This is a genomic window from Clostridium sp. UBA1652, assembly GCF_002320975.1.
In the GTDB taxonomy this organism is placed as follows: Bacteria; Bacillota; Clostridia; order Clostridiales; family Clostridiaceae; genus Clostridium_T; species Clostridium_T intestinale.
Genome location: NZ_DCLI01000073.1, coordinates 1 through 5,133, shown reverse-complemented (window position 1 = coordinate 5,133; position 5,133 = coordinate 1). Strand labels below are relative to the sequence as shown.

Below are 5,133 nucleotides of genomic sequence, written 5' to 3'. Positions count from 1 at the left end.
GGGTCTATTTGACGCTTACTTTAATAATGATGGAAATCCTAAAACAAATGTAAGAAATAATAGGGTGGAGTCTAGGAAATCCCCTAGAAAAAGAATTAGCTATACAGGCACTAAAGATGGACCTTGAATCAAGAAAACCACCTGAAGGAGTTATTCATCATTCTGATCGTGGATCGCAATACTGTTAGAATGACTATATTGATCTTTTAAAACAGAAGAAAATGGAGATTAGTATGAGCAGAAAAGGAGATCCCTATGACAATGCTTGTATCGAATCATTCCATGCCACCCAAAAAAAGATTACATTTATCGCAGGCGTTTTAAAACGAGGGCAGAAGCAATAAAGGCTATTCACTTTTATATAAGTAGGTTTTACAATGAAGGACGAAAACACTCGACATTAGGTAATTGTACCCCCAATATATTTGAGAGAAAACATTAACAGTCTGAGGTGGAAAACATCTCATTTTTTTACCCTTTCTGAATTTCAATAATATGTTAAATACATGAATAATATTTTCCCATAAAACAATACTAGAATAAAATGGATAATAGTGAGGAATTATATGAGCATACTATTAAAGAAATTCAAAGAAAAAGTTCGTAATACTGATGATGTAGAAAGTATTAATTTAACTTATTTTCAATCCACTATGATAATATATGGCTTAAAAAGCCTTGTAGATATGAAGAAAACTATTCAATTAATAAAAAAGTATATTTTTATGGATACCTTACCTAACCCTCCAGAAAGCTTAGAGAAAAGTATTTTTAGTCTGGGTACTGTATATACAAACGAGATGTATAAAATAATAAACGAATTATTAGATGGAAAAGTCCTTATTTTTTTGAACAACATGGAATTGGTAGTATGTATAGACCCTATAGAAATACAGCTAAATAAGGCAGTGGAAGCTTCGATTAACGAGAACGTGATACAAGGTTCACAAATTGCATTTAATGAATCACTATTAGTGAATATAGGAACAATGAGGAAATTTTACCATTCAAATCAATTAAAAGTTAAAAAATTTTCATTTGGAAATACAAGAAAAAGAGATACTTCTTTATTATATCTTGAAGAAATTACTCCAGAAGGTCTATTGGATAATGTTTGTCGACAAATTGAGAGAAACTTAAAAAACGATTTAAAAAATTTGCAAGACGTAATTAGATATTTGGGATTAAATCCACGAAATATAATCCCACTTATAAATACTACTGAATTACCACAGGAAGCTATATCTGCATTAGAAAAGGGAAGAATCATTTTATTTATTGAATCGATGCCATTTGCACTTATACTTCCTAATTTATTATCCGATATGTTTATCACTAACAATGATCAAAATTTCCCTATCCCTATGCTCATTGCTATACGATTACTTAGGATTATAGGAATTCTAATATCATTACTGGTTCCTGGACTTTATGTTGCTTTAGTGGCTGTAAACCCAGAAGTCTTTCGAATCGAGTTAGCTCTAACAATTGCACAAAGTAGAGAAGGCGTGCCTTACCCAGCATTTATTGAAATGATTATAATGCTAGTTATTATGGAAATGATTATTGAAGCATGTATACGTATGCCATCTAATATTGGAACAACCATTACAATGGTAGGAGGTATCATCCTCGGTCAATCTGTTGTTGAAGCAAAACTAGTCAGTAATATGATGATCATCATATTAGCAGCTACCACCATTGCCTCATCAACTGTTAACGGATTTCAAAATTCAGCTTCAATACGAATATTTAAATTTGGGATTGTCATCTTGGCTTCTATTTTTGGGATATTAGGAATTCTTGTAGGATTTCTTATTATCTGTATCTATCTGTCGAGTATTGAAGTATTTGGTATACCTTTTACGCATAGTGTCGGAAAAGTAAAGGAGGAAGAATAAAAAGGTGGATAAAAGCTGGAATGTTTCAATTGTATATATATTATGTTACTTAAGTATAATCTTCTTTATGTACCCAGCTAATATAATTAGTAGTGTACCTAACAACAATTATTTAATTGCTATTCTATTACAAGTTACCATTCATGTTGGTATGCTTTATACTTTCTTAATAGGATTAAATTATTTCCCTGGACAGGATTTGATTTCCATTTCTCAGTCAAATAAATGGATGAAAATACTATTTTTACTCCCAATCTTCGTTTACTTAATAATGACTTATATCATCTCAATTATGTTGTATGCACAAATCATTACTATTATATTTTTGGATAAAACTCCTATGTTTGCGGTAATTATATTAATTGTTTGTACTTCGAGTTATTTGGCAGCTTTGGGTATTAAAACAATATTTAGAACAAGTATAGTCGTTGCAATCTTATTCGTCCCTATAATCCTCCTGACATTAATACTTACGTATGAAAACATGGATATTCATAATGTATATCCTATTATTAGTAAAGACTTTTCCTTTTTTATGAAAAAGGAGTATTTAAATAGCTTTTTTGCTATAAGTGGATCTTTTTTATTTATTGGTTTTATTAATCCCTCCATTAATTTTAATAAAAAGAAACTACTTTATAACATACTAATTATCACTCCTTTTTATATTTTAGCTATTTATATTCCTATACTATTTTTAGGTCACAATACCGCTAAGTTGTTGGTTTATCCTTTTGTGATTTCTCTAGATACGTTAGATATAAGCTGGTCTATGTTTGAACGAATTACTATCTTTTTTTCATTAAGTTTACTAACATTTAATATCATCTTTATTGGATTAACACTCTGGCAAATAATCACAATTTCCCAACACTATGCAAAAAAAATAAATAAATACATACTAATCTTTTTCTTCTCCTTATTAGGAGTTTGCTCATATATACTTGTTCCAAACTGGAAAAGAATACAATTATTTTTCAATATAGATACTGGGTTAAGGATGTATATTATTTTTGTAATCCCCTTAATACTCTATTTCATGGGTAGGATAACAAAAAAAAAAAAGGATGGCTTAGTGTGAAAAAAAAGATTCATTTATTAGTTTTTATACTATTTATTCTCCCTCTTTTGTCAGGTTGTTGGAATAACAAGGATATTAATCAGCGTATTATGCCAATAGCAATGGGGGTGTCAATGGAAGAAGAAGATTATCATGTCTTTTTAAAAATCCCACAAGAGAATAATTATTCTACGACTAGGATAATATCATCAATAGGATCTTCTATTAATAGCGCAATTGATCAATTGAGTGCCAATATGGAAAGCAATATTGATCTTTTTCATATTAAGGTTATTGTTATAGATGAGGAATTAGCTAATAGTGGAATAAACAATATAGTTACTACTTTCATGCGTTCAAGAGAAATATCTGCAAAATCAATGGTTATCATGATTAAAGAAGATATGGAAGATTTTATGAATAAGACTAATGCGAAAGAAAATGAGGAAGAAATTCTCTTATTAAACTACTTTGGACAAACAAAAGGATGGAATCCACATATCGCTTTTACTAGACTTTGGGAAATTTATCAAAGTTTACACTCTAATACAAAAGATGTTGCTATTCCAATAGTATCGTCAGGTAAAACCACTATACTTCAACAAATGGGTTCTGCTATATTAAAAAGTGGAAAAAAAGTTGGAGAGATAACCACCGACGATACTCTTCTCTATAATATCTTTAAAGGTTTAGGCCCGAAAGGTAATATTGAGGTAATGGATCATGCGAGTGCAATGATTATAGGAGCAAAGGTGAAAAATAAAGCAAAGATGAACAACAATCTTCCCTTTTTTGAATCAACGGTTAAATTAAAAGTAATGATTTTAGAGACAAAAGGAAAGACTACAGAACAACAGATAAAGAATGAGATGGAAGAGCTATTAACCGATCGTTATAAAAAGATGATGGAGCAAATAATGAAGGATGAATCAGACATTCTTGGATTAGGGCAATATTATCAAGGTAAACTTTCGGAATCTGATCTTACAAAGTGGCGAGAGATATATTACCCTAATATGAGATATGATTTTCACTTTAATATTGACATTCAGAATGTAGGGCATATTAAAATGGAATCTACTTAATTCTGAAGTGTGAATAAGTGAAGTTACAAGTACATTATGTGAAAATAAATAGTATAAGTTTATCAATTATAATTTTAATTACTTGTTATCCTTATTTAGGTACAGATGCGGGAATCCTACCCGCTTTATGATGCGACCTATGCCCAACCGTACATGCGTACATTACTTTAAATACAATATTCACAATCAATTATCATGTAATATATTTATTTTGCTTCGAAGCAAATTTCTTAATGTTAGAAATAGTTTCTTAAAATGTTTTAATTGGCTTATATCCTAAATTTTTAATTTTAAATTAGGAGTTCTAATCTACGTTCTGTTAGTGTAAATTTTTTATCAATAGTATTTATTAATTCTAATTTATATTCGTTTCATCAAGTGAGTTATAAACTTCACCACTAATAACCCTTAACATAGCGACAAGATTTCTAAATCCATAATTGGTAGATGTGCTTCATATAATCCTTTTATCATTCTATGTTCTCCTTTTATTTCCGAGTTTTATACTATATATTATTAGAAATATATTCCTTCTGCAATAGTCTTGCCCTGATAGATACATAAATATAAGGCTTTCCTCGTGTTTAAGGATAGACTTATTCGGGTAGAAAAAACAATGCTCGTTATTTATTGTGACTGCTAGAATAAAGTGTACAGTTTTTGCTTGATAAGATGAAACGCTTATTTACCCAAATATACCAGCAAAAAATATCAACCTATCACTGTAAAATGATCATAGTTCATACTTGCAGTGGAGGTTAGCGAAGGTGGATAAGTGGGAAATGTACATGGAGATAAAGCAATTATTAAAGCAAGGATTTAGTCAGACAAAGATAGCTGAAAAGTTAGGGGTTTCTCGAACAACTGTTTACAGGCACTTAAAGAGATCTCCTTCGGAGATGGCGGAATGGGTTGATTCTCTTCAGTATAAAAAGAAAAAATTAGATCCATATAAAGAACTGATTTTATCTTGGTTGAGAATGCATCCGGATATGTCAGCAGCACAAGTTTATGATTGGCTTTTAGAGAAATATAAAGATCTAACTGTTGGAGAAAGTACAGTAAGAAGTAAGCGTCAAATAGACCC

General features: G+C 30.2%; 5 protein-coding genes. All 5 read left to right on the top strand.

Annotated elements, in window-relative coordinates; all coding sequences use genetic code 11:
• The first annotated feature begins 265 nt into the window (after nucleotides 1-265).
• A complete protein-coding gene (locus B3N22_RS23720; RefSeq protein ID WP_414632236.1) occupies nucleotides 266-442 on the top strand; it encodes an IS3 family transposase in 177 nt (58 codons plus the stop codon).
• A 124-nt stretch (nucleotides 443-566) separates the two neighbouring features.
• Complete coding sequence (locus B3N22_RS14620) at nucleotides 567-1,901, top strand: spore germination protein (protein WP_286908299.1); 1,335 nt, start codon at nucleotides 567-569, stop codon at nucleotides 1,899-1,901.
• A gap of 4 nt (nucleotides 1,902-1,905) precedes the next feature.
• A complete protein-coding gene (locus B3N22_RS14615) occupies nucleotides 1,906-2,982 on the top strand; it encodes a GerAB/ArcD/ProY family transporter (protein ID WP_286908297.1) in 1,077 nt (358 codons plus the stop codon).
• On the top strand, nucleotides 2,979-4,046 hold the full coding sequence (locus B3N22_RS14610) for a Ger(x)C family spore germination protein (protein ID WP_286908294.1): 1,068 nt from the start codon (nucleotides 2,979-2,981) through the stop codon (nucleotides 4,044-4,046). The genes B3N22_RS14615 and B3N22_RS14610 overlap by 4 nt, the downstream gene beginning before the upstream one ends.
• Before the next feature lie 767 nt (nucleotides 4,047-4,813).
• On the top strand, nucleotides 4,814-5,133 hold a 320-nt coding region (locus tag B3N22_RS14605; RefSeq protein ID WP_286908292.1), incomplete at its 3' end, for a helix-turn-helix domain-containing protein.